We start from the raw sequence: 26,606 nt of genomic DNA, 5'->3' as shown, positions 1-26,606 counted from the left end.
AGTTGGCACTATTCCTTCATAATAACATAGGTGCCCTATAATGGAATCTTACTTTGAATAAGCAGGTGATCGGTACGTGAGCAGCTCACTCTTTACTCTAACGTTAATCTTCACAGCTTTACTTGTGATACATATCGTCTACAAAGTGATTGCGAAGCTTCAACCAAGCAAAGACTATTCAGGCATCGGCCAAAAAATCAAAACCTGGTGGGGCATGTTCGTGATCTTCTGCCTCGCTACCCTTTTCAACCCCATCGTGTCCCTGATCTCCCTCATGGTATTGGCATTCTTCTCACTCAAAGAATACTTCTCCATGATTCGCAGTACACGCAAAGCCGACCGCAGGCTGTTCCTATGGGCGTATCTGGCGATTCCGGTTCAGTTCTATTGGATCTACATTGGATGGTATGGCATGTTTATCGTGTTTATTCCACTATATGTGTTCCTGGTGCTTCCCTTGCCGCGCCTGATCAACAAAGGTACGGTCGGATTCCTGCGCAGTGTCAGCTCCACACAATGGGGATTGATGCTGATGGTCTTCGGGCTGAGCCACCTGGCCTATTTCCCGTTCGCCACACCGGAGTATGGGTCCAAGCTGGTACTGTTCCTGGTCGTGTTAACACAGCTTAACGATGTGGTGCATTATCTGGTCTCTCTCTATCTGGGCAAACGAAAAGTGGTACCCACCGCCAATCCGTTTGTCACCTGGGAGGGGTTCGCATGTGCGTTCATTGTAACGACAGCTACGTCTTATTTCATCCATCCCTACCTGACACCATTCGATTGGAAATTCTCGCTGTTCATCGGGGTGCTGATCAGTTTGGCCGGATTCTTCGGCAGTCTCACCGTGTCTGTACTGAAGCGCGATCTGTTAATCGGGGATGACAACAAGTTTGATTCGCTCAAAAAAAGCTACCTGAGCCGGGTCGACAGCCTGACCTACACCTCTCCGGTAATGTTCCACGTGGTCCGTTATTTCTTTGACTTTATGTAGCAACTATATAAAATGAACTAAAAAGTAATTTTTACACTTGCCACTTCGATGACAGAACAACCTTCAGATCGCTGTTATCCCCCGATTTTTTAATTCTTTTTATAAAGGTGAAAATCAGGGGATAAAGGCGAAGTTTATGCTTCCGAAGCAGCTTTCCTTTAGAAAGCTTTTAGCTCCGCTTCTTCTGGATATTTCTGTCCTCTACGTTCTTGTGTAAATCTTTAGTTCATTCTTTACAGATATAGCAACAGAAAGGTCTGTGACCTTGTATTCATACACTTCGAAAAAAGCAGCCGAATGGGCTGCTTTTCCTGTTCAACAAGCTCCAGACTGAGCCTGCATGATGTATGTGCTATTTCAACGTAATTTCCTTCTCGGCCATGATTTCGTTCCCCTCATCATTGGTGAAGACAAATGTGGCTTTGCCACGCTCGCCCTTCATCTCATCCGAGTAGATAAATCCGGAGAATTGTCCATTGCCGCTAAAGTAAAACCCCTCTTCGCCATTTCCACCATGTTCGATGGCTTCCTGTAGCGAATTCACAATGGTCACCGTGTTAGACGTCCATCGCATCTCCGTTAGTGTATAGCCCTTCGGAACTTGTTTAATACCAAAATCAAAGCTGTTGCCCTCGGTCGGTTTCTCCGACTGGTCAATGACGATATCAATCTGCTCAGACGGTTCAGTGGATTCCGATTGAGCCGCAGGCTTGCCCTCATCACCACTCGCACTTCCTTGATCACTGTTATTCTTCGCATCCGCATTTGGCACAGAGCTCTCTCCAGCTTCCTCTATGGGTTGCTTCGATTGTGGATAGGCGTGTTCCTGGACGGATTCGTTATTATTTTTGGCACCACAGGCACTAACGACTAGCGAAATACAGAGCACAGACATGCAAAGTACAGATTTCTTTATATTCATGGTCATCATCTCATTCTCCCTTCATTCATCTACAGCACATACATCTATATCAGTTGAATTAATCATTTACACGATAACGGAGAGGACAGAAACAACCTGAAAAAGCGAAGCTACAAGCTTTCTGCAAGAAAGCTACTTCGAAAGCATACACTTCGCCTACAAGCTTTCTGAAAGAAAGCTGCATCGGAAGCATACGCTATCCCCGGATTTTCCCCTTTGGAAAAGGGAATCGAAAAAATCTGGGGATAACAGCGATTGGAAGGTTATTCTGTCATCGTAGTGTCAGTGTAAATATTCTTTAGTTCAACTTATATAGCACACCACTTATTAATCACTACACCATATCGTCCCTCATGAAGCTCCATTATATGTAAATGATTCATAAATTCAGTATGTGACAGCATTTCAATGAATAAAAAAGAGCTTTGTTCATGACATCATGCACAGATAATTCTATCGATCAAACCCCGGCAAAACTAACACTTCTCCAATCCGGATGGCGTTATGCTCAAGTTTGTTCACTTTCTTAATGGCTTCTACATACACACGCGTGTCCATCTGCTGAGGTTTATGTGCCACAGAGATGCCCCACAGCGTATCGCCCGGAGATACAACGATCCGGTCCCCCGATAACACTTGCTCATCTCCGGCAAACACGGTGAATACAGCACTGCACCCTATGATTATAATTAGAGTTATGGTGGCGATCTTCAATAGCCGGGTTGGTGTCTTCACACGCTGCAAGAATTGCTCTTTAATATGCAAGGTGCGAGAATCAGACGTTTTGGTATAAACGGATTCATATATGCTTTTGTACGTAGAATATTTCATTCTAGTCGACCTCCAAAATTTCATTCCGTTAATCTTTAATTTCATGTTTACCTATGTGTTTTTCCTATAACAATGAACAAGATACAATTATGTTTTTCGACACCTAGGTATCTTTGCCTAAGTCGATTCACGATGATAGGTCTATACTACCAGTTCACTCTAAACAAATTCTGAACAACCAAATTTCATCGGGATATTCAATGCAATCTTTTCAATATTCATGCCTGATTTTCGGCGATGCATGCCGTAACGTTTTTCTATAATAGGTTATAGATAAAGATTCTAATGAAGTAAGGACGTGCCCCCATGATTTCTGCTGATCTGAAGGAACAATATTACGAGGCGCTTGTGGCCAAGGATTCGGAATACGAGGGTTTATTCTATGTAGGGGTCCGAACCACAGGTGTGTTCTGTCGTCCCACATGCCCTGCACGAAAACCAAAATTCGAAAACTGCGAATTCTATGAGACGGCTCAGCAGGCACTTCTGGCCTCTTATCGCCCTTGCCAGCGCTGCCGCCCGCTCTCTCATCCCAACCAAGTCTCCGATGTGGTTCGCCTATTAGTCGAAGCTGTGGAGAAAAATCCGGAGAAACGCTGGAAAGGACAGGACTTCAAGGCACTCTCCATCGATGAATCTACGGCTCGCCGACAGTTCAAGAAGCGGTTCGGCATGACCTTTGTCGAATATGCCCGCGCCCGACGCATGGGGCTTGCACTGAAGAATATTCGTTCTGGACGCACCGTGATTGATAGTCAATTATCTACCGGATACGAGTCAAGCAGCGGCTTCCGCGATGCCTTTTCACGCATCATGGGTGCTGCTCCCACTCAAGTGCATGAAGGGCAAGTTCTAAAAGCGTCCTGGATTGACACCCGCCTTGGTCCGATGATGGCTATTGCAGATGATGAGGCCCTATATTTACTGGAATTTGTGGATCGTAGAGGCCTGGAACGCGAAGTTGAGCGCCTGCGCAAACGGACCAAATCAGCTATCGTACCTGGTACTACGGCTCCCATACAGTCCATTGAGCGTGAACTAAACGAGTACTTTCAAGGAAAAAGGACAGCATTCGACACAACGTTGTTCTGTTTAGGAACACTATTTCAAAAACAGGTGTGGGAACAGCTAATGGCCATTCCGGCAGGTGAAACAAGGTCATATCAGGAAATTGCCAATGCACTCGGTAAACCGACTGCTTGCCGAGCCGTGGCACAGGCGAATGGGGCTAATCAGCTTGCGATAGTAATTCCATGTCATCGTGTAATCAATGCAAGTGGTGAACTAGGCGGATACGGAGGGGGATTAACTCGCAAGAACTGGCTTTTGACGCATGAGAAACAACAGGAACAGGGTAGCCACGAATAACGAAAATGAAGCAATAAAGTACGCATCAAATAATCAAAGGAATACATGATATAACAAAGGAGAGTCATCCTAATATGAGGATCTTAGAAGAGAAAGCAGCGTTGTTCCAACAATACCATGTGAAAGGCAAACCACTAGTTCTGGTCAATGTGTGGGATGCCGGAAGTGCACAAGCCATTCAATCCGCCGGAGCAACGGCCATTGCGACCGGAAGCTGGTCCGTTGCTGCGGCCCATGGTGAGCAAGATGGCGAAGCCATGCCATTCCATCTGGTACTTGCCAATCTAGCACGGATTACAGCGAGCGTGGATCTGCCTGTAACAATCGATATAGAGGGAGGGTATGGGAGGTTGGTGTCAGAAGTGAAGCAAAATGTCCTGCAAGTCATCGATCATGGTGCTGTAGGAATTAACATTGAGGATCAACTTCCCACCGGCTTGGGATTGTACACTGTGGAGGAGCAATGCCCGAGACTGTCCGCCGCCCGGGAAGCTGCCGAGCAAGCAGGCATACCTTTGTTCATTAACGCCCGCACAGATATTTTTCTGCAACATGCACCGGAACACCATAACCATTCCCTGCTGGAGGAAACACTCATGCGTTCGAACCGTTATGCAGATGCAGGGGCCAGCGGTCTGTTCGTACCCGGCTTACAGGATCACCAGTTGATTCAAGAATTGTGTGAGCGTTCACCGCTGCCAATTAACATCATGGTTACGTCTCCTGAGCCTTCACCCAAACAACTTGCCACATTGGGTGTAGCACGCGTAAGCTATGGGCCTTATCCTTACCTGCAAGCTATGGAACACCTGAAAGAACTGGGGCGAAGTATTTTGCTGAGTAGTTCCGAATCGTCATAAGCGATCACCTATGGTATAATCACCCCTACCCAACATTAACTAGGAGGCAATTATGCTTAACGCGGAACAAAAGCTTGAAGTGTTACAATCGTATCCCCAACTGCAACGCAAAGACGTTTCTCTCGGTCGTGTGAATTTCCACTACGAGGAAAGTGCGTATGATAAAAAAATTGTTGCTCTCCACATTCACCCTAACGGTAACGGTTATATCTATGCAGGTCTACTGCCTGACTATGAGACCGATGCTAAAGGATTCGTCAATATTCGCGATTACTCCGAAGCAGATCTGCGCACCTTGTTAGATGAAACGATCCAAGCGATGTCTCACAATCCCAATGCAGTTGAATTCAAAGAGCCAGAACAAATAAAAGCTGCTCCTGCATTGGCTCCAACTTCTACGGGTGGCGGAACATGGGTCGATGAAGATGGACATACGCTGACTTTAAAATATGAAGATGACATGTGGTATGTGTATTCCGGCGATAATCTGGATATGGCCTTTGAAACACGTAGCGAAGCTGGCGAGTATCTCCAAGACGAAGGATTCAAACCACAAGCTCAGGCTTAACACATACACATTCCTTGAATTGAACAGCGATTGATGAATAGTATAATCAGTAGTCAGCAAGCTAAGATGATACCAAAAACACGAGGCGTGTTCGCACTCGTGTCTTTGGTATTCGAGGAATTTTCGCATACTTTCATTAGCCCCGGTTGCTTCATATAACAATATGCTGTCAGTCTCTTTTGGATTTCATGGTAAGCGGCGCATTCTTCATCATCGGGTACGTAGAGAGAAGTAGCGCACCACCTATGAACCCAAGAACAGTAAACAATGTCATGCGATCAATCCCAGCAATCCACAACATAAACTCACCAAGATCACCCAATGTAATAATCAGCGTAATGACCAAGCCTACCCCAAAGAACATAATGAAGAAGTTACGCAACCCCAATCGCATCCAACATACCGTTGGGAAGACAGAGAATCCCAATACGAGAAAGCCACACATCAGATCGATCCATAGGTAGGCTAAGAAATGATATTCGTTTGAATACAACATGCCTGGTTGATAGAGGGTAACGTCAACCATACCACTTTCCTGAAGCAGGTGTATGAGGAAATACACCACATGTAAAATGGCCATGGTACCTGCAACCATCCATACCGAGTTCATATAGAAGGATTTCATGAATTGAATTCGTGTACTGCCCATACCAATCGCAACCGGGAACAGAGTAATGATTCCCCCGATCGCGAACGTGCATATCCCTCCGTACATGGGGCCAAACAACTGCGTGGTATACGAGACATCAAATATGAAACCAATGGCCAGATATACAACAGTGAGCATTAGAGCGATGGATGTAAATATGATCAAATACAAACGCATATCATCCTGAATTAAACGATTGGTGCCTTTTACTGCATTCACGGTTTAACCCCCTCTTGTTTACGGGTCCTGTTAACCAAATAATCCTGTAATGTCGCTTTCTCAATGGAAAGCCCCTGTGCATGAGCGATATCCTTCCACATTTTCGAGTAGGGCTCATCAATCATCACTTTCACAGTCGATCCCATCTGGGAAGATTCGATAACTTTAACATCTGCTGTCACCCGACTAACATCTTCTATTCTCCCTGTTAGAAGAACTCCTTTTTCGCGCATTTCTTCCATAGGCTGATTTAATATCACCTCTCCGGCTTGCAAAACGATAAGGGACTCACATAAAGGCTGAATCTCCTCAATATGATGGCTGGATATCAGGATCAGACGCGGGTCATCTTCGTAACTTTCCAGTAGCGCATTATAGAAAAATTTACGCTTCTCCGCATCGAGCCCATTGGTCGGTTCATCCAGAATAGTTATCTTTGCATGACTGGCAAGACCTAATATAATCTGAGTGGCCGTCTTCATGCCTTTCGAAAATTTATTGATCTTCTTCTTCGCTGGTAATTCGAACACATCGATTAACCGCTCCGCCAATTCCTGATTCCACTGTGGATGAAAATATTGCCCCATTTGAACCATATCACTAACCGTCCAGTTTTTCCCCAAGGGATGATTCTCCTGGATGTAACATAGATGCTCTTGAGCAGCCAGATTATTATAGGGATCTTGGCCCATGATCTGAACGGTTCCACTGTCCGGGCGGTTATGCCCTGCGAGTATACTCATCAGGGTTGTTTTGCCCGCCCCATTTCTTCCCCAGATTGCACTAATGATTGGCTCACTCTCATGCAGCGTAACCTGGTTCAGAACGGGTGTCTTCTGATAACTGTAGTTGACTTGCTCCATATGAATCATAACTCACTCTCCTTATCTTGCTTGCCGCGAATCAGATCAATAATCATGTCTTCATTCATGTGAATACGTCTGGCTTCTTCAAGTAAAGGCTTAATGTATTCTTCATAAAAATCCTGCTTTCGTTCAATGAGCAAGGCTTCTCTTGCTCCCTTCGCAACAAACATCCCAACACCTCGCTGTTTGTATATTATCCCCTTGTCCACGAGTTCCTGGAGTCCTTTGCGGGCTGTAGCGGGATTGATGTTGTAGAAGCGTGACAGCTCATTGGTTGAGGGAACTTGTTCTTCCACCTTCAATCTGCCCTCCACAATATCGTCCATAATCATCGTGGCAATCTGATGAAAAATAGGCTGGGATTCATCCAAAGTCGATTTCATGTGCCTCCAACTTTCATACGTATTCATTAGTTAGTTAGTCGGTTAGTTACTCATGTAACTAACTATAGTATACAAAAACGCAAATGTAAATAGGCGAACTTAATTCATCGTCTTTTCTACCTTGGTTCTATTATATTGATTAATTAGACCGTCCAGGACTACGGATTGCTGGATCACTTCAGGGTGAAGCAGACTGTCGTACTCCATATGCATGCGATATAACAACTGTCTGGCATCTTCGATCCGTGACATCAAATCCAGGCGATCCATAATACCCCTCCCTTTTGTCATATTTTAGTGTATTATGCCAATCAAAAGCGCATATGAGATAAGACATACTTATTCTTCCACTTGAATACACACAAAAAGAACGCTTCTGAAATAAATCAGAAGCGTCCGTTGGTTCAGGCTTATGTCCCTAAACCGTGATCATTCGTTCGGTAGATTGAAGGGTCTGGGCTTTCCACCGTCGGGGAAGGACCAGGAACAGGGATTACGATGCTCAACATGATACTACATGTAACTATCAGCAAAGCCAGCTTTCTCTTCATTGAGTTTCTGCACCTCACCAATCAAGATTTTGTATTGCTTTATAGCTGTGTCAGATGCGTAGTCCCTATATTGTTCAAACAATCCGACACCTCTAAGCATACCTCGTCCATCGCTAATTTCAATAGAAAATCTCAAGCTATGGAGAACGAAATCTAATCCCTCTGCAAACCTGTCTTTTTTAAGATAATATGTTCCTAATCCAGCTAAAAGACGAACGTATCGATCATCGGTAATTTGTTTACTCACTTTCCCAATCCGATTGCTCTGTTCCTGATAAGTGAAGTACGATTCATATTGCTCAAGTACATGGTCTATATTCATATCATAGCGGTTAGCTGCCGTTACAATATCACAAAGCGCTGGAAATATCTCATTTTCCTTATTCGAGATATATGCCAGATAAGCAGGTAATACCTCAAACTGTCCCGCCATTAATTGATATATATAACGATTACCCTCAGCCCATTCCTGAAATTGATGTATGACCACTTTTTCCTCAGGTTCAGGATTTTTTACCCAACTGTAATCAGTGTATAATGCAACATACTTCAATGCCATTTCATAGTTGTTCAGATGGAAATGAGCACTTCCAGATGCTAAATAAGCATACATAATATAAAAAACGATAGGTCGTTTAGTTTCTTCTTGTTTTCTTCGACCATTCATCTCATAATGAATGGTTGCTTTTATCTTCAGTTTTTCTGATAGCTCTTGAACTTTGCTCCATCTGTGGAGCGATGCAAACGCATTAATGAGTTCGTTAAGCGCATCCAACTGATAACGTTCATCCAACCGATCCACATAGTATTCAAACCGAGCTGCAATAATCAGATTCCGCTGCTGATCATTGGTTAACCCCAACCTGAACAGCCGATACTGACAGAGTGCAAGTCGCTCGGAATGCTGCATTTTCTCGCTTTCAGCGATGTTCTCATATAGAAGGATGGCCGGTTTGAATTTACCTGCTTGGTAGAATTCTTCAGCCACATCAAATAACAAAGGAATATAGGACAGATTATCCATCATCAGACGAATAACCTCTTCAATACAGTCCAGCTTGTCCAACTCGGCGCAGCGATGAAGGAACGGTCCCAACCTTCGCCAGTCCGGGGTTGCATGTACAAAACACTCATCTATGTATAACTCATAGAAGTAACCTTCTTCCAGTCTCATGGCGGAAGTAATGCGATCCAACTGCTGCATGGCAATAGGCCGATTTTTATTCAAAATATTGCTCAGCGTACCCGAATTAATCCCTGACGTTTCCGAAAAATGACTAATGGACATCTGTTCACGCTTCAAATAACTTTCTAAATGATCGCGTATCGTGGTTGTCGGCTCCAAACGAACACCACCCTCCAAAATAAAAAACATATACAGGATTATCGGTATGCAAAAGTAATTATATGTAATTAAAAAGTATCGGTCAATATAATAATTTCAACTAATTTGTATTAATTACATTTTAATCCTTTAATTAAAATACAGACCCCTATCCTTATTTTATATCGGAAACGTACTCGGCATCAAACCTGAAAATAGACAAAAAAACACGAGCCATCTATCGGCTCGTGCTCTCAACTGACTCATTAGTCAGTATGCTCACTATAACTTGCATTTAAGGCAGTATATTACCTGCCGCACGATAAATTTCATACCACTCTGGACGAGTGAGATGAACATCTCCTGCTTTTACACAATCTTGCAGACGTTCAATATTCATCGTGCCTGTCACAGGCTGCATCTGCGCAGGGTGACGAAGCAACCAAGCGATTGCAATCGTTGTATTGCTCACGTCATACTTCGCAGCAATCTCGTCGATCTTAGCATTCAATTCCGGGAACTTGTCGCTACCCAGGAATACGCCTTCGAAGAATCCGTACTGGAACGGGGACCACGGCTGAATGGTGATATCATGGAGACGACAATAATCAAGAATGCTGCCATCACGGTTAACCGCAGCATCGTTCTCCATGTTCACGTTGATTCCGCTGTCGATCATCGTTGTGTTGGTAATACTCATCTGCAACTGGTTGGCAACCAGTGGCTGTTTCACGTATTTTTTCAACAGTTCGATCTGGTTCGGATTCTGGTTGGACACCCCGAAGTGACGCACTTTACCTTCGCGCTCCAGTTGATCAAAGGCTTCAGCCACTTCTTCCGGCTCAACCAAAGCATCCGGACGGTGCAGCAGCAGAACGTCAAGGTATTCCGTTTTCAGACGCTGAAGAATACCATCCACCGAATTCAGAATATGCTCTTTGGAGAAATCAAACATTCCTTTGCGAATACCGCATTTGGATTGAAGAATCATATTTTCACGAACTTGTGGATTCATCTGTACTGCTTCGGCGAAGATCTCCTCACATGTTCCTGTACCATATATGTCAGCATGGTCAAAGAAATTCGCTCCAACTTCCATTGCAGAACGAACAAAATGTTCAGCTTCCTTACCGTCTAGTGAATTAATCCGCATGCAACCCACAGCGACTACAGGTACTTCAAGTGTGCTGCTGCCCAATTTAATGGTTCTCAAGATGTTTTCCCTCCATATTCGAATATTATCGTGTATCTTCTTTTGATTGTGACACACATCTGCAATCGGTTTCAATAGATTTATCCTACATTCATATGGAGAAATGATAGGTTCTTGATTCCTGCCTATACTTATGAAAAGAAGAAGTTATACTTCTTCCGGCACGATAACCTCAATATGCCTTGGTAGGACAGTGATATGAATAGGCAGGTCAGGACCTTCCTCACCGTCTACATTCGTGCGAATGGCTTCGTCTGAGCGAACATGAACTTCTTTGGCTGTAAAATAATCCACATCCTTATGCTCCTTCAGATTGCCAAAAAACAGGGAAGTACCTAGGGTCAGGCTGTTGAACACACTAATATTGCGAACAACAAAACAATGGATCAAACCATCGTCCACCTCAGCATCAGGTGACAACTTCTGGAATCCTCCAACCGAATTGGTCAGCGCCGCCAGAAAAAGAGGAGATTCTCCCTCCCAGATCTGACCGTCATATTCAATGGTCAGTTGATTGGCTGGTGTATTCACCAAGTCTTTCAAACCTTCCTTGAGATACGCGAATGAACCTAGCTTCGACTTCTCTTCCGAGGATACAGAGAATAGAGCTTCTGCCAAAGAACCTGCTGCTACCACGTTGGCAAACAGACGATCATTGATTTTCCCGATATCCACGATATGGGTCTGATCCGAACGTAACTGCCGAATGGCCTCCTCCGGGTCAAGCGAGATATTCAGCGCACGTGCAAAATCATTCACCGTACCTAAAGGTACGATGCCCAATCGGGGACGATGGTTCTGATCCATCATGCCATTAATCGTCTCATGCAGTGTTCCATCGCCTCCGATGGAAATGACCAGATCACAGCCATCCTTGCAGGCGTTCAGGCAATAGCCCACCGCATCACCTTCCCCGGCCGTCTCGTTAATAACTACCTCATACTGCTGCGACTCCAGAATTTCTCTGACTTGAGACACATACTGATCGGCCTCTTCCTTACCTGACGACGGATTGCTAATGATCATGGCTTGGCGCATACTCACATCTTCCCCTCCAAATTGGCATCTTTACTCCATCTTTACCCGTTTCAAGGGTGGGTTGAATAGGGCCAGCAAGGGATGCTTTATTTTTTTTGATAAACATGTCTCTGAAGAGTGCAGAGCAGGACTTGTTTCATATAGAATAGAAGTAAGAGAATACCCCTTATGAAATTTCGTGTTCCTTTTTCCTGTTGACGGGTTAATAACTATAGATGTGTTTTTAGCCGAGTCTGCATACATTAAATTGTTCAATCTACACGCAACACTCCGTAGGCATAACAACCTTCTGTTATGGTGGAAATGCGATACTTATCTAACTCAATCGTTCGGATTATTTTATAATTCTAAAAATCGGAGGAAATACATGCAATGAGAAGAGTGACTCTATTATTTCTAGTATTCATCCTAAGTCTCGGGGCATCGGGGCAAGCCATGGCTTACACAACTACAGACTCGGGTGAGGGAATCATTGAGGATCCCTTACTTGAAGACGGATTGAAGCTAATCCTGAATAAACCTCTCGATGTTCCACTGACTTCATCTGATCTGGAGCAACTTGAAGTGGTGGACCTGAGCAATGCAGGTATTCAGAGCCTGTCCGGTCTGGAATATGCGACCAACCTGACTCACCTCCGATTATATGGGAATGAGATTGAGGATCTCACACCCCTGGAGCACCTAACTCAGCTTCGCGAGATCGATGTTCGCAACAATTACATTACATCCATAGACGCACTTGCTGAATTGAAAGACTTGGGACGGCTGTATATCAGCAACAATTCCATTTCATCTATAGAGGTTGTACGTGGGTTCAACCGATTACATACGTTCCACGCCAGCGGTAACCAGATTGCCAGTCTTGCAGCCCTCTCGGATGCGGATGCACTGAAATGGCTTGAGATTTCAAACAATTCCATTAGTGATCTGACACCGCTCATGGGTAAGAAACGGCTCCAACAACTCAATGTTGCAAACAACCAGATTCAGACACTGGAACTACTGGCTGAATTGCCAAATACCCTGCGGAATCTGAATGTAGCAGGCAATCACATTACGGACCTGACACCACTGGAGCACCTGACACGGCTTCGGACACTTGATATCTCTGGTAACCAAGTACAACACCTCAAGGGGCTTGAGGGACTGACTGGTCTGAAGGAACTGAATGCAGAATTCAATCAGATCTATGATCTGGAACCTCTTCGGCAACTATCAAGTTTGGACGTATTAAAATTATCCAACAACCGGGTGTGGGACCTGACACCGATTGCAGGTTTTACGTTTACCCGTGACCAGTCTGCGACGAACGCCATTCAGGATATTTCAGCGTCCACCTTATTGTCCTCAGGTATTCAGACATCTGTCCCAGAGGTTGAGCCTGCGGGGCTTACCGTGCAGAACAATTATTTGGATGTCACAAGTGGCAGTCAGACAATGCAGATTCTGAACCGGATGAATGTGCGGGAGCAGAAACGGACGCCGCAAGGCGGCTTCCAGCGGCTGATGGAAGGGTCTACCACTGCCTATGTAGGAGATCGTGCTTATGCACTGGATGCTGCACCTTTTATCGATGAAGGGCGGACCTATGTGCCTCTGCGCTTTGTCTCGGAGCAATTAAACGCCAGTGTGAACTGGAACAGCGGTACGCGCGAAGCCGTGATCACACAGAATGACAAAACGATACGCTGGAGCGTGGGCAACAAGCAGGTTATCGTGGACGATACACTTGCAATCAATGATGCTCCTCTAATGATGAGAAATGGCAAAGCTTTTGTTCCTGTTCGCTTCATTTCAGAGCAATTCAATGCCTCTGTTGGTTACATCGGTAGCAGTAAAACGATTCTGATTTTTGAAAATAAACAGCTCGGTGATCGTGTACAGCCTTAAGTCGCATCTCACGTTCAATTTCAGCCATAAGAGAATATGAGAAACATAGCAAAGTCCCCGCCTTGAACGATCAGCGGGGATTTTTCATGTGTTATGACAATAGTGTTACGACATTGGATAGTGGTATATGGATAGAATCAATCATAAGTAAATGCACCGTACCAACTGTTTATACGAGCATGAACTTGTAACATTCTATCTCGGATTAGGGCAAATTTTACACGGTTTAGCATATCTTCTTTTGCCGCGATAATTGTTATACTGAACGTAATATAGATGACAGCTGGAGTCCACGCGAGGAGGAAAATTATATGACATTTACGTTCACTGGTTATTCAACAACCCAAGATAGTCCATGGAAAGAGTTATCTTTTGCGTCGACAAATGAAAGCGCTAACTTAAAACTCACGGGTGAGCAGCATCAGCTTGTGGAAGGATTCGGCGGATGTTTCAACGAGCTTGGTTATATGGCTCTGTCTCACTTGAGCGAGGAGCAGCGCCATGAGGTATTTCATTCCCTCTTCCATCCGGAGGGTGAGCACAAGTTTAACATCTGCCGCCTGCCCATCGGCGCAAGTGATTATGCGGAGCAGTGGTATAGCCACAACGAGGTGGACGGTGACGTGGCCATGGAACATTTTTCGATCGAACGTGATTTCAAATATCTGATTCCCTACATCAAAGAAGCTCTGAGTTATAACCCGAACCTGCAATTCTTCGCCTCCCCTTGGAGCCCGCCAACATGGATGAAGTCACCCAAAGCCTATAACTACGGCACACTTCGTTGGGAGAAAGATATTCTGGAGGCCTACGCCCTGTATTTCGTAAAATTCGTACAGGCTTATCGTGATGCAGGCATTACCATCCATCAGGTGCATGTGCAGAACGAAGTCATTGCAGATCAGAAATTCCCTTCTTGCATGTGGACAGGCGAGCAGCTTCGTGAGTTTATCGCCGATTATCTGGGGCCGGCTTTTGACAAACACGGTCTGGATACGGAGATCTGGCTGGGCACGATCAACGCCCCTGATCCATGGGAAGAATTGATCAAGAAAAAAACAAACGACTTCGACGAGTACGCCGGACTTGTCCTGAGTGATCCAAAGGCCTATTCCTATATCAAAGGTGTTGGGTATCAATGGGCTGGCAAAAATGCCATTCAACGTACCTCGGCAAGTTATCCGGAGCTACGTTATATGCAGACCGAGAACGAATGCGGCGATGGCAACAACTCTTGGAACTACGCCAAATACGTATATAACCTCTACCAGCATTACTTCAGCAACGGCGTGAACGCGTACATCTACTGGAACATGGTTCTGAAACCGAAAGGCCGCAGCACATGGGGCTGGGAGCAGAACTCCATGATGACCGTAGATCCGGACAATAAGGAGGTTACTCGAAACCCGGAGTATTATGTGATGAAACACTTCGCTCATCATGTGGTCCCTGGTGCTCGAAGAGTCGGCCTGTCTGGGGCCTGGAGCGGTAAATCTGTGGCTTTCCGCAACCCGGATAACAGTCTCGTCATTGTCATCAACAATCCATTCCAGGATCGTCGCGACTTGTATCTGGCATATGAAGGACACACCCTTCGTCTGGAGTTGGAAGCTGATTCCTTCAACAGCATGGTTATTCAACCGAAGTAACAAACCTCAGTTGAAACAAAGCATACTCACACCAATAGCGCCATATTCCCATGCTTAACATGTGGAACAGGCGCTATTTGGTGTTATATAATAACGAATTTCACAAGGGAAACTCAGACTCGTCAAAATGCACGCTTAAGGGTTGTTCGCCAGATAATTTCTCAACCATTGCAGCGCTGGACGTTCTGTACCGTTGCTATTAACCAGATGCGAACCGTTTACCCACGTTTGGTTCTGGTTGTAGCCCCACAGTGTTACGCCTTTAACAGCAGCATGCTTCCACAGTACAGGGAATTTCTGCTGATAGCGCTGCAACTGCGTATTATCATCGCCCGTCATATCCAGTTCGGATACATAGACCGGCAGACCTGTCGCAGCCAGCTTATTCAGTACTGTGTTCATCGTGCTCACAGAGACGTTGTCCATATTAAAGTAATGTGCTTGGATACCAATACCATCAACCAAACCTCTGTTTTTCAGAAGGTTGATAATCTGGATATATTGGTCCGCTTTAGCCGGATCACCGATAATTCCGTATTCATTGATCAACAATTTGGCGTTCGGGAAGGCTTGTCTAGCCTGCTGGAATGACCAGATAACCCAATCCCAGCCAGTGGCTCCATCTCCACCAATCGCGTTGCGATAAGAAGGCTTGGCATGAAGCGGCTCATTGACGACATCCACATATGCTGCCTTCGGATACCGCTGGCCTGCGGCGTTAATCCATTGTGTCACTTCAGCCTTCTGATCGGCGGCAGAGAGACTGTTAATCCAGTTTGGCTGCTGATTCCCCCATACGAGCGTATGGAATTTGAACGGAAAATTGTTGTTGACCGCATAGTTGTAGGCCATATCTGCCTGACCCCAGTTCATCACGTTGCGTGTACCTTCCACAGCATCCCACTTGGTGGAGTTCTCTGGAGTTACCTGGTTCCAATAAGGGCTAAAATTCGAAGGAACCTGGCTAGCGATAATATTGCCTAAAAATTTGCTACCTTTTGCCAAACCAGCGCTCACACTACCAACTGCAACCGAAGCAGCGAGAACGCCTACCAATGCTAGTGAACCAACCGTCTTGAACCACTTGGACTTGAACAATGAAATTCCTCCTTAATCATTATTTAGAATTATTAAGCGCTTACAAAAACCATTTTACTGGATAATTTTGGTCTTTAACACCTGCAAATTATACTATTTTCAAAAATCGTAAATTAATAGTTAGCTATATTTATAGATTTCTCTCTTAAATCCAACATAACGCTTACATTGGAGTTTACATTTACCACATGTTTATCTAGTATAAAATGACACATATCTTTACATACACTAGATAACAAGGGAGATTACAACATGCGCAAAATTTCAACAAAACGTTTCGCCGGATGGCCTTTATCGTTCCTTTTATGTGCCTCCATTTTGTTCGCCCCTTTTGCTTCTACTCCAGCGCAGGCTGCTGAGGCAGACAAGGAAACCAAGATCACGTTGCTGGGTACATCGGATATTCATGGCCGATTTATGCCGTGGGACTATGCTCTGGACGGTCCAAACCCAACCGGCAGCATGACGCAGCTCTATACCATTGTGAAAAAAGTGCGTGCCGAGAATCCCAATACGATTCTGCTGGATGCAGGGGACATGATTCAGGATAACTCCGCTGAGTTATTCAATGATCAACCTCAATCTCCCATGATGGTTGCGATGAATGAAATGAAATATGACGCATGGGTTATGGGTAACCATGAGTTTAACTTTGGACTGGACGTACTGGAGAAGATCTCTTCCCAATTCAATGGACAGCCTCTCGTAGGTAACATTTTCAAAGAAAACGGCGACCGCTACATGCCTGCCTATACGATTATTGAGAAAGACGGCATCAAAGTGGGTGTCATTGGAATGAACACACCGATGATTACCGAGTTCGAGAAAGGTACGGATCACCTGGACGGTATCATCGTCAAAGATCCTGTAGAAGAGACCAAGAAGGCCATTGCCGAGCTGAAAGGCAAAGTCGATGTCATGGTTGGACTTATGCATATGGGATTGGATAACGAGAACGGAAATCCGGGAACCGGAGTGACGGATATCGCCAACGCCAACCCGGAGCTGGCTGCTATTTTTGCCGGACACATGCATACCCTGATTGAATCCCAAACGGTTAACGGTGTATTGATCTCCGAACCGAATAAATATGGCTCACATATTTCGCGAATTGATCTGACATTTGCCAAAGACGGCGACAAAGTTGTGCTGAAAAGCAAAGAAGCTCAAGCACTCGCTGTAAAAGCAGCCGACGGAACATACGAAGTCTCCGATCCTGCGCTGGAAGAGACCTTGCACCCGTTCCACGAGTTCGCTCGTGCCGATGCCAACATTGAAGTGGCTGAACTGAAAGGCACGAACCTAGTGCCTGCCGATGAGATTAAGGGTATCCCTGCTGTGCAGATCCAGGAAACACCTTTGTCTGACTTCTTCACCGAAGTGATGTTGCATTACAGTGATGCCGATGTGGTCGCGCACCAGATTGATAACGACAAGGCCAAGCTGGATGTAGGCCCGATCAAGAAAAAGGATATTGCGTTCAACTACCAATATACCTTTGGTGAAGTAACCGTGTATGAAGTAACCGGACGGGATCTGATGAATTATATGGAGTGGTCTGCGGGATACTTCAACTCCACACGCCCGGGTGATGTGACTGTCAGCTTTGATCCGAATCGGCGTGCTTCCAAATACAGCACCGATGATTTCTTCGGCGGCGTAACGTATGAGATTGACCTGACCAAGCCATACGGCAGTCGGATTACGAATCTTAAGTACAGCAACGGTGTAGCCGTCAAAGAAGACGATACGTTGAAGCTGGGCATGAATGCCTACCGAATGGAAGCCCTGATTGCCAAAGGCGGCGCCATGGAAGGACGTAAGTTCAAGCAGCTCTGGTCCTCCAAGGATGCTTCTGCATTTGGTGAGATTCAAGGCACGATTCGCAACCTGTCCATAGCTTATTTGAAAGATGTCATGAAAGGTGTCTACGAACCGAAGATTCAGCACAACTGGAAAATCACCGGCGTAGACCTGACTGCACCAGAACGTGCAGATGTGGTGGAGTTAATTAACGATGGCATCATGTCTGTGCCAACAACGGAAGATGGCAAGTACACCAACATTGCCTCCATTAACATTTTGGATGCGGTGACGCAAGAAGAGATTGATGCACTATCCGCCAAAGCCGATGTGAATGCAGCGCAATTCGCAGGTGTGAAAACCAAGGGAGCGTTCTATCAACAGCTGAACAAAGCTCGCAAGGCAGCAGGTGGCGATGGAGATACGACCACACCTACACCTGAGAAACCGACAACACCAACCGTACCTAAACCAACACCGACTCCAGGCACGTCGAAACCTGGTAAACCTTCAACACCAAACACGGGTAAACCGGGTAGCATCACCAAAGGTAAACAAGCCAAGGTTACAGCGGCTTACCTGAACGTACGTGCTGGCGCTTCATCCAAAGCCAAAGTTATTGCTGCCGTACCGAAAGGCACCCTGCTTGAGGTACTTAGTACAGACAAATATGGCTGGGTCAAAGTGAAAATCGATGGACGTGTAGCATTCGTATACGGGAAATATGTGAGCATTTTGAAATAGCAATCGTTACGCACCACGCTTAACGAAAAAAGGGCGATTCTCCCATGGAAATCATGGTCGAGATCGCCCTTTGCTATGTTAACCAATGTTTATGCGTATTGCCTCTCCTCTACTGCTCTGTGGGAAAGAAGACATTTAGCCTGAGGGCAAGTTCTTAATTTTATCCATGAAAGAGTCCAGCTGTATGCCATTTGTTTTTTCCGTAAAATCACGTAATTCCTCCGACTCCCCCTCGTAGGCGGCAAGTACGTAGTCACCATCGACAATATAATACGTGCCGTAGCGGGTGAACGAATATCCATCCACCTGTTTCCCGGTCGTCCCCTTTTTGACTACAGCGATAATCTCCATACCTGGTTTAAGTTCAGGCTCCACACCTGCGAAGTCAGCGTTGTAAAATAAAAAAGTATCCTTCGGTACATCAGCTCCTGTTACTACTTCATGTACCTTCACTTCATAGGAAATGAATTTAGGTTGGTATGGTGTCATTCCATTAGCTTTATCCTTATCAGCCATCATTCTTTCAGGTGTGCCCGGTTCAGTACTCAGCTCCACACTAAAGCTCGGCAAAATTTTCATTACCTCTGCCACAACAACGCTATCCCCATATGTCATGACCTCTCTAAAGCTTACTTCTCTCATGGATATCGTCGCGGGGGTGTTCGTAGATAGTGGATATTCCTCACGTAGTTCCTTCATTCGCTCTTGGGAGAGCACGTTCTCCGCACGATCACTTGAATTGACAAACAGAGTTGTACATCCCATTAGACTAACCAGCAATGCAATACTTGTTAGCCAACATATCATTCGGAATCGTGCCATACATCCACCCCTTACCTGATATGGTTGATATATACCTTCAAGCTCAGCCCCTCTTCACATCCCAGTTTGCGAGCATGCCTCTCGCCATCTCCATGTCCGACTCCTTGCCTGTAATTAGTGCAAACTTGGCAACAATCGCAGGATAGGCTGCCCATTGCTCTCGAATATGCTCCAGCATCCGGGGCCATGTTCTTCCTCCTGCCTTCTCATAACGTTTCAACAGGTCACGCAGTCCTTCCTCCTGAAAGAGTGCATAGTAAATGAAGAAATCCTTACCCGGGTCAGCAATCTCCGCTTCCGTCCAGTCAATAATTCCAGTTACGCGTTGTTCCTTATCGACAATAATATGCGGCGGATGCAGATCACCATGGATGAACGCCGAGTGCTGCGGCCAATAGCTACTTACAGACAGCCATATCGTCCAACGTTCAACCAGTTCGGTTGGCACCGTAAAATTCTGCTTAACCTCTTCTATATTGGCTGCAAATTCCTTGCGAGCTTCCATAGGTGTTTTGATCCGTACTCCACCTTTCTTCGCCTCGTGTGGATCGATGTTATGCAGCGCGACGAGGTTCACAGCCAAGGAATCGAGAAACGTATCAGATAAACTTTCCTGGGGGAATTGCCAGACATAACCTCCCCCTGCAGGATCGACAACTGCAATCGGATCACCATCTAGTAAAGGATAAGCGATCAACTCTGGCGTACAGATCCGCCAATCGGGTACTTGTGCGGGTATACTGCCTCGGACTACATCCAGCACCCTGCGCTCATTCTCGGCTCGCTCCCATACGTCTTCACGTCGCGGCTGGCGCAGAACCCATCTGCGGTCTTCTTCATCCGTGGCGAATGCTACACGAAAATCCATACCCGACTCGTTAATCTCCAAGGACTCCTTATCCATAATTAGCCCGTTCTGTTCGGCTAAAGATATTAGTTCATTTTGAATTGCCAAATGTTCATTTGATTTCGATTTTGTCATATCAGGCACTCCCCTTTTCCTGGATAAACTAAAAAACACAGACATGTTCGCCTGTGCAGTTCATTTTGGATATTGGCATACCCGAATGCTCACAAAAAAATAGTAGTACATCAAAGAACCCCTTCACAGAGTGATTCTTTGATGACTAGCGGCATACGTGTACAATGGCAAACCAATCCCGATGAGCTGCACACAGGCAGAAAACAGCAAGCGAAATAAACATCTCGCCAAACTATCTCAATCGGGAAAAATTTAGCACACGTATCCCTCCGTTCAATAAGTTACCCACATGCTAACACATTCCATATCCCAGTTCCAGACCGAATGGAATATTTTTGGTTCTTTTTATTGATATACAGGAACTTGTGCGTCTCAGGTAACGTCCATAGTTTATAGATCTAATCAGAAAGGATGAGAGGTGAACAACTCGATGTCCATTGTACGAAGGTTGTCCTTATTGCCAGTTATCTTACTTCTGCTAACGCTCGGATGCGCAGAGAAATCCGAGGAACAGGGGGAAGATAAGCCACATGTGCGAGGAATGATTACGGATTTTGAGGAAGAAAGAGGTCAGGTACTCATCGAGAATAAAGAAGATGGAGGTGTTGAATCAGGACCGATTTGGATCTCGCTCAACACGGATGCTGAACTCATCATCGAAGGAGAGACTGTCACCGTCTCTTTGGATGAGACACTCGTTGGTCGAAGTGCAGACGTATGGATTGGTGGAATAATCGCTCAATCTTACCCTCCCCAAACCAAGGCTGTAAAAATGGTAATTCATTAACAAACAGCAAAATCCACCGATACATTTCGTTTCACGTGGAACGTTATGATACACCTACGAACAGCAACCCCTTTACTCCTCATATCGGAATGGATGAAAACAATTTAATCACTTGATGCATTTACTCCGTTAGCCTGCCTGCATATAGAGTATAATGAAAAGGTATACGATAAATGTACGGTGCAATAATTGTACAAAAACTAACGCAAAAGAGGTAAACGATGAGCGAGCAACAATTTAAAGATTATGGACTTGGTGAAGAGATCGTAAAAGCACTGGACAGTCTGGGCTATGAGACACCAACCGAGGTGCAAACTAAAGTTATACCGGTAGCACTGGAGAATCAGGATCTTGTGGTGAAATCACAGACGGGTAGCGGTAAAACAGCTGCCTACGGCATTCCGCTCTGCGAGCTGGTAGATTGGAATGAAAATAAGCCACAGGCTTTGATTCTTACGCCAACCCGGGAACTGGCTTTGCAGGTTAACGAAGATATTACAAATATCGGCCGCTTTAAGCGTATTAAAGCAACCGCACTATACGGACAGTCCCCTTTTCATATTCAAAAAGCCGAGTTAAAACAAAGAACACATGTCGCTGTAGGTACGCCAGGTCGGGTACTGGATCATATCGAACGCGGCACGCTGCCACTCGAACGGATTGCATACCTTGTCATTGACGAGGCCGATGAGATGTTAAATATGGGCTTCATTGAGACGGTACAAGCGATCATTCAGAAACTGCCGCAGGAGCGAGTAACGATGCTGTTCTCCGCTACGTTCCCTGAAGATGTAGCCAAGCTGTCACGCAAATACATGAACAAGCCAGTGGAAATCGAGATCAAAGCAAGTGGACTGACAACAGCCACGATTGAACATGCTGTGATTCACGTTCCAGAGGTGAACAAAACCGCGCTGCTTCAGGACTTGTTCATTGTGGAAAATCCGGATAGCTGCATCGTGTTCTGCCGTACGCAGGAGAATGTAGATAAACTGTTCCGCGTCATGGCTGACTTGGATTATCCAGCAGATCGTATCCATGGTGGCATGGAGCAGGATGAGCGGATCGAAGTCATGAATGCCTTCAGACGCGGACAATTCCGTTATCTGATCGCAACGGATGTAGCTGCACGCGGTATTGATATCACCAATATTACTCATGTCATCAACTACGATATTCCTTTGGAAAAAGAGGGATATGTTCACCGTACAGGCCGTACGGGACGCGCAGGCAAAACAGGTAAAGCCATTACGTTGATTACACCGAAAGATGGCCGACGTCTGGCCGAGATTGAATCCTATATCGGTTTCGAAATTCCTGTTGTGAAAGCTCCTTCCGAGGAAGCTGTGGATCGCCGCAGAGAAGATTTTGAGAAGCGATTGAAGATCGTGCCTGAACGTAAAAAGGACAAGCGCGAACAGTTGAACCAACAGATCATGAAGCTGAACTTCAACGGAGGCAAGAAAAAGAAACTTCGTGCCGTAGACTTTGTAGGTACCATCGCCAAGCTTGAAGGCGTTGCTGCAGACGATATCGGGATCATTACCATTCAAGACAATGTAACAGATGTGGAGATTCTGAATGGCAAAGGACCACTCGTACTGGAGCTTATGCAGAATACAACGATCAAAAAGATGCAGCTCAAGGTTCGTAAAGGTCATAAATAGCAGAATTACATCGGAAATTCGATTCAAGGGTAGCGGACCGTGCAGCTACCATACAAAGAGAACTACGCAAACGCAACAAAAAGATAGAAAATCATACCAAGCAACAGACCCACCTCATCCGGTTACAAAACAAGGGATAACAGGCCTTTAGCAGGTCGTTATCCCTTGTTTGCTCTTTTGTTGAGAATCATTGCCTCCTTATCCTGTCAGTTCATGTGATACATGATATGGATCAGCATTACGCGGAGTCCATCACACTGCAAGCAATGTTAGAGATGTGATCCCCCACTGGCATCGAGACATTGTCCGGTAACCCAGCGGCTGTCTGCTGACGCAAGAAATGCAGCTACATCTGCGACATCTTCAGGCTCTCCCCAGCGATTAAGAACAGACAAACCTGCTGCATATGCCTGTCCTTGCGGGTTCGTGAGTGTGGCTGCATTCATCTCGGTATTAATAATGCCTGGCTGGATCGCGTTGACCGTAATCTGGCGACTTCCCAGCTCTTTGGCCAGTAGCTTGGTGAGGGTATCCACCGCCCCCTTCGTCATGCTATAGGCGAACACGCCCGGGGAAGCCACTCGTGTAACAAAAGAAGAAATATTAATGATTCGCCCGCCATCCCGCAGACGCGGAACGGCCTGCTGGCTGACAAACAGGGGGGCTTTGACATTTATGTTCATCACTTCGTCGAAGGAAGCTTCTGTCGTCTCCTCCAGACCAAGAATCTGCCCGATGCCTGCATTATTTACCAGAATATCCAGACTGCCATCTCGTCCATGCTTCCGAACAGCATCATCGACCTGCGCAAATAATGCATGAATTCCATCCAGCGTGCGCAAATCCGCTCCAATGGCTTGCGCCTGTCCACCATGTTCTGTAATATGCCGCACAACCTGCTCCGCTTCGTCTTGTCGTGTCCCGAAGTGCACAAGCACATGTGCACCCTCCTGTGCCAGACGCATTGCAATACTGCGACCGATGCCTCTGCTTGCTCCTGTTACCAAGGCCATCTGCCCTTCAAGTCTTCTGCATATCTCGTTCATAACGTCATCCCCCTACTGAATAAGTAGCACCCGTCACGGGCACAAGACAGTTATATCACGAGACGACATACAAAATGTTGCTCTCCTATTCGGTAAGGACACTCCGTTCAGCGATAGCCATCATATCCGTATATCCTCCGAGCGTAGCCGAAGCTCCAGCAGGTTCGCTAGCTAGCCCTCCTTATGACACCAGGCAGTTTCATTTTCATTCTGCATTCGTGCCCTCGCTCTTGCTGCTCTTGCCCTCTGCCTGCTGCTGAGTTCATCTCTCATTGAAATGTTCACTTGCCAAAGATTGTAAATCAACTACAATATAAATGAAAACGCTTTTATATTTCTATTATCTGTGGAGGTGTATGTAATGGGTAACAGGAAAGCGGTCTGGTTACTGGTCTTTGCACTCACGTTCACCCTGTTTGGACTTCATCCTGAGCGAACAAACGCAGCAAGTGTCACGATCACCAACGGTACCGATTGGCTCGACACCGCAGGCAATCCCATCCATGCGAACAGCGGCAACATTCTACAGGTAGGTTCGATGTATTATCTGTACGGTGAACATGCGGTGGGCGGCAGATTCGACAGCGTGAACGTCTACACCTCCACCGATCTGAAGAATTGGACTTTCAGCAATGCCATCCTGACGAAAGATTCCGCAACCGAGCTAGCCTCCAGCAAGATCGAACGCCCCAAAGTCATCTATAATGCCTCCACCAACCAGTATGTGCTCTGGGCACACTATGAGAATGGCACAGACTACAACCTCGGGCGTGTAGCGGTGGCAACGAGCAATACCCCAAATGGCAAATTCACCTATGAGGGCAGCTTCCGCCCACTCAATTATGAATCCCGTGACATGACCGTCTTTGTTGATACAGATGGCACAGGTTATCTGGTTACTGCTTCACGCAAAAATGGCGGTGCCAATGATTCGATGGCTATTTTCAAAATGAATGCAAGTTACACCGGAATACAATCCTTCGAAGGCTGGCTGTTCGAGAATGCCTACCGCGAAGCGCCTGCCGTTGTGAAAAAAGGAAACCGTTACTACCTCTTCACCTCCCAAGCCGCTGGCTGGTATCCGAATCAGGGGGCATATGCTACAGCAACTTCCATGGCGGGCCCGTGGACTGCACTTACACCATATGGCAATCCATCTGCCTTCGGTTCGCAGATTCATGATATTGCCACGATTACAGGCAGCAGCACCACATCCTACATCTACATGGCAGACCGCTGGAACCCCATGAGTATTGGAGAGCACAAACATATCTGGCTACCGCTAACCTTGAATGATTCGAATGGAACAGCATCACTGGAGTGGTATACAACGTGGAATATCGACGCAGCGACAGGCATCGTAACCCCGCCTGCTCTCGTCAACCATGCACAAGGCAAAACAGCTACCGCCATCTCCACAGCCTCCGGCTCATCCGCATCCAACGTCAATGACGGGAACTACCAGACGTCTTGGGTAGCTTCCTCCAATAGCTGGCCTGCATGGTGGCAGGTGGACTTCGGCGCACCGAAGACGATCACGGAGATCGATACGTCCTGGTTTATGTATAAAGGTTCCGAGGGGTACTACAAATATAAAATCGAAATTAGCAACGATGGTATCAATTACTCCACATTGGATCGCACCAACAATCTGACCTATGGTTTCACCACGGACGCTGTGCATTTCACCGCACGTTATGTCCGAATTAATATGGTGAACGCCGTCTTGTGGAATAATCCAGGGAACTGGTACACCCCAACCCTGCACGAGGTCAAAATGTTGGGTCCAGCCACACCGGAAGCCACAGGGTACAGCCGCTTCAGTTCACACAACGTTCCGGATCGATACATCCGTCATGCCAACTACATCGCACGGATTGACGCTAATGTCTCTCCTGCGCTGGACTCCCAGTTCCGTGTCGTACCGGGTCTAGCGAGTTCCACGGGAATTTCACTGGAATCCATCAACTTCCCCGGCTACTTTCTGAAGCGCAACGCCAGCAACAAAATTGTACTTGAAGCCTACGCCGACACCGCTGCCTACAAGGGTGATGCCACGTTCTTGAGCAGCCCTGGTTGGGCTGACAGCACCAAAGTTTCCCTTCAATCATACAGTCAGCCAGGATATTACATCCGGCATTATGATTATGTACTGCAGTTGGATGCTGTCAATGCAACTAGCAGCGCAACAGTGAAGGGTGATGCCACGTTTGGGCGGACTAATTTCTAAGAAAATGAATTGGAGATGAAAATTTAGGCTTAGCCAGGTTTGGTGGGTTGCGCGAAGCAATGGGAGGCATAACGTGCCGGAGACACAAACGCTGCATGAATT

23 protein-coding genes are annotated in these 26,606 nt (G+C 46.1%); 10 read left to right on the top strand and 13 right to left on the bottom strand.

All coding sequences use genetic code 11. The features are described from left to right. The first annotated feature begins 76 nt into the window (after positions 1-76). Positions 77-994 carry a phosphatidate cytidylyltransferase gene (locus tag ACX9NY_RS24495; protein ID WP_124116831.1) on the top strand — a complete coding sequence of 306 codons (918 nt, stop codon included), beginning with the start codon at positions 77-79 and terminating at the stop codon, positions 992-994. 352 nt (positions 995-1,346) lie between these two features. Here ACX9NY_RS24495 and ACX9NY_RS24490 read toward each other — a convergent pair whose 3' ends face one another. After that, the gene (locus ACX9NY_RS24490) at positions 1,347-1,916 is read right to left on the bottom strand and encodes a hypothetical protein (RefSeq protein WP_339257963.1); all 570 of its coding nucleotides are present in this window, start codon (positions 1,914-1,916) and stop codon (positions 1,347-1,349) included. A gap of 453 nt (positions 1,917-2,369) precedes the next feature. Then, entirely contained in the window at positions 2,370-2,747 is a 378-nt protein-coding gene (locus ACX9NY_RS24485) for a LysM peptidoglycan-binding domain-containing protein (protein ID WP_339238758.1), read from the bottom strand. Positions 2,748-3,053: 306 nt separating this feature from the next. Here ACX9NY_RS24485 and ACX9NY_RS24480 point away from each other — a divergent pair, with 306 nt between their 5' ends. The 3 genes from ACX9NY_RS24480 to ACX9NY_RS24470 all read left to right on the top strand — a co-directional run bounded on the left by ACX9NY_RS24480 (position 3,054) and on the right by ACX9NY_RS24470 (position 5,543). After that, on the top strand, positions 3,054-4,115 hold the full coding sequence (locus ACX9NY_RS24480; RefSeq protein WP_472475593.1) for a bifunctional transcriptional activator/DNA repair enzyme AdaA: 1,062 nt from the start codon (positions 3,054-3,056) through the stop codon (positions 4,113-4,115). A gap of 74 nt (positions 4,116-4,189) precedes the next feature. Further along, a complete protein-coding gene (locus tag ACX9NY_RS24475; protein ID WP_339257966.1) occupies positions 4,190-4,975 on the top strand; it encodes an isocitrate lyase/PEP mutase family protein in 786 nt (261 codons plus the stop codon). Positions 4,976-5,027: 52 nt separating this feature from the next. Further along, a complete protein-coding gene (locus ACX9NY_RS24470; RefSeq protein WP_472475591.1) occupies positions 5,028-5,543 on the top strand; it encodes a hypothetical protein in 516 nt (171 codons plus the stop codon). Positions 5,544-5,712: 169 nt separating this feature from the next. Here ACX9NY_RS24470 and ACX9NY_RS24465 read toward each other — a convergent pair whose 3' ends face one another. The 7 genes from ACX9NY_RS24465 to ACX9NY_RS24435 all read right to left on the bottom strand — a co-directional run bounded on the left by ACX9NY_RS24465 (position 5,713) and on the right by ACX9NY_RS24435 (position 11,786). Beyond that, a complete protein-coding gene (locus tag ACX9NY_RS24465) occupies positions 5,713-6,411 on the bottom strand; it encodes a hypothetical protein (RefSeq protein ID WP_339257968.1) in 699 nt (232 codons plus the stop codon). Then, on the bottom strand, positions 6,408-7,283 hold the full coding sequence (locus ACX9NY_RS24460) for an ABC transporter ATP-binding protein (protein WP_339257969.1): 876 nt from the start codon (positions 7,281-7,283) through the stop codon (positions 6,408-6,410). Before ACX9NY_RS24460 ends, ACX9NY_RS24465 begins: the two co-directional genes overlap by 4 nt. After that, positions 7,280-7,660: a GntR family transcriptional regulator gene (locus tag ACX9NY_RS24455; RefSeq protein ID WP_339238765.1), complete on the bottom strand. Its 381-nt coding sequence runs from the start codon at positions 7,658-7,660 to the stop codon at positions 7,280-7,282. Before ACX9NY_RS24455 ends, ACX9NY_RS24460 begins: the two co-directional genes overlap by 4 nt. Before the next feature lie 99 nt (positions 7,661-7,759). Beyond that, a complete protein-coding gene (locus tag ACX9NY_RS24450) occupies positions 7,760-7,930 on the bottom strand; it encodes an aspartyl-phosphate phosphatase Spo0E family protein (protein WP_339238766.1) in 171 nt (56 codons plus the stop codon). 243 nt (positions 7,931-8,173) lie between these two features. Next, positions 8,174-9,556 (bottom strand): transcriptional regulator, encoded by a 1,383-nt coding sequence (locus ACX9NY_RS24445; protein WP_472475586.1) that lies wholly within the window; start codon positions 9,554-9,556, stop codon positions 8,174-8,176. Positions 9,557-9,830: 274 nt separating this feature from the next. Next, positions 9,831-10,748 (bottom strand): aldo/keto reductase, encoded by a 918-nt coding sequence (locus tag ACX9NY_RS24440; protein ID WP_253442051.1) that lies wholly within the window; start codon positions 10,746-10,748, stop codon positions 9,831-9,833. A gap of 147 nt (positions 10,749-10,895) precedes the next feature. Then, on the bottom strand, positions 10,896-11,786 hold the full coding sequence (locus ACX9NY_RS24435; RefSeq protein ID WP_339243251.1) for a diacylglycerol/lipid kinase family protein: 891 nt from the start codon (positions 11,784-11,786) through the stop codon (positions 10,896-10,898). A gap of 372 nt (positions 11,787-12,158) precedes the next feature. Between ACX9NY_RS24435 and ACX9NY_RS24430 the strand changes: the two genes are divergently transcribed. Both ACX9NY_RS24430 and ACX9NY_RS24425 read left to right on the top strand, forming a co-directional pair. Further along, positions 12,159-13,676 carry a leucine-rich repeat domain-containing protein gene (locus ACX9NY_RS24430; RefSeq protein ID WP_472475582.1) on the top strand — a complete coding sequence of 506 codons (1,518 nt, stop codon included), beginning with the start codon at positions 12,159-12,161 and terminating at the stop codon, positions 13,674-13,676. Positions 13,677-13,987: 311 nt separating this feature from the next. Further along, positions 13,988-15,325, top strand: coding sequence for a glycoside hydrolase family 30 protein (locus ACX9NY_RS24425; RefSeq protein ID WP_472475579.1), 1,338 nt, complete (start codon positions 13,988-13,990; stop codon positions 15,323-15,325). 135 nt (positions 15,326-15,460) lie between these two features. On the opposite strand, the gene ACX9NY_RS24420 is transcribed toward ACX9NY_RS24425, so the two are convergent. Further along, entirely contained in the window at positions 15,461-16,423 is a 963-nt protein-coding gene (locus ACX9NY_RS24420; RefSeq protein WP_339238770.1) for an endo-1,4-beta-xylanase, read from the bottom strand. 417 nt (positions 16,424-16,840) lie between these two features. Between ACX9NY_RS24420 and ACX9NY_RS24415 the strand changes: the two genes are divergently transcribed. Continuing rightward, entirely contained in the window at positions 16,841-18,970 is a 2,130-nt protein-coding gene (locus ACX9NY_RS24415; protein WP_472479390.1) for a 5'-nucleotidase C-terminal domain-containing protein, read from the top strand. A 135-nt stretch (positions 18,971-19,105) separates the two neighbouring features. Here the strand turns inward: ACX9NY_RS24415 and ACX9NY_RS24410 are convergent, their stop codons facing one another. Together ACX9NY_RS24410 and ACX9NY_RS24405 are read right to left on the bottom strand one after the other, a co-directional pair. Continuing rightward, a complete protein-coding gene (locus ACX9NY_RS24410) occupies positions 19,106-19,792 on the bottom strand; it encodes a hypothetical protein (protein WP_339238772.1) in 687 nt (228 codons plus the stop codon). 43 nt (positions 19,793-19,835) lie between these two features. Next, positions 19,836-20,774 carry a macrolide 2'-phosphotransferase gene (locus ACX9NY_RS24405; RefSeq protein WP_472475575.1) on the bottom strand — a complete coding sequence of 313 codons (939 nt, stop codon included), beginning with the start codon at positions 20,772-20,774 and terminating at the stop codon, positions 19,836-19,838. A 430-nt stretch (positions 20,775-21,204) separates the two neighbouring features. Here ACX9NY_RS24405 and ACX9NY_RS24400 point away from each other — a divergent pair, with 430 nt between their 5' ends. Beyond that, complete coding sequence (locus ACX9NY_RS24400) at positions 21,205-21,561, top strand: hypothetical protein (protein WP_472475572.1); 357 nt, start codon at positions 21,205-21,207, stop codon at positions 21,559-21,561. A gap of 221 nt (positions 21,562-21,782) precedes the next feature. Further along, the gene (locus ACX9NY_RS24395) at positions 21,783-23,228 is read left to right on the top strand and encodes a DEAD/DEAH box helicase (RefSeq protein WP_472475570.1); all 1,446 of its coding nucleotides are present in this window, start codon (positions 21,783-21,785) and stop codon (positions 23,226-23,228) included. A 269-nt stretch (positions 23,229-23,497) separates the two neighbouring features. Here ACX9NY_RS24395 and ACX9NY_RS24390 read toward each other — a convergent pair whose 3' ends face one another. Then, positions 23,498-24,274 (bottom strand): glucose 1-dehydrogenase, encoded by a 777-nt coding sequence (locus ACX9NY_RS24390; RefSeq protein ID WP_339257984.1) that lies wholly within the window; start codon positions 24,272-24,274, stop codon positions 23,498-23,500. Positions 24,275-24,635: 361 nt separating this feature from the next. Between ACX9NY_RS24390 and ACX9NY_RS24385 the strand changes: the two genes are divergently transcribed. Continuing rightward, on the top strand, positions 24,636-26,504 hold the full coding sequence (locus tag ACX9NY_RS24385) for an AbfB domain-containing protein (RefSeq protein WP_472475567.1): 1,869 nt from the start codon (positions 24,636-24,638) through the stop codon (positions 26,502-26,504). Positions 26,505-26,606 lie beyond the last annotated feature (102 nt).

Source organism: Paenibacillus sp. CB74 (assembly GCF_055687625.1).
Note: the sequence above shows the minus strand (reverse complement) of the source record. Positions and strands in the feature narration are given on the sequence as shown.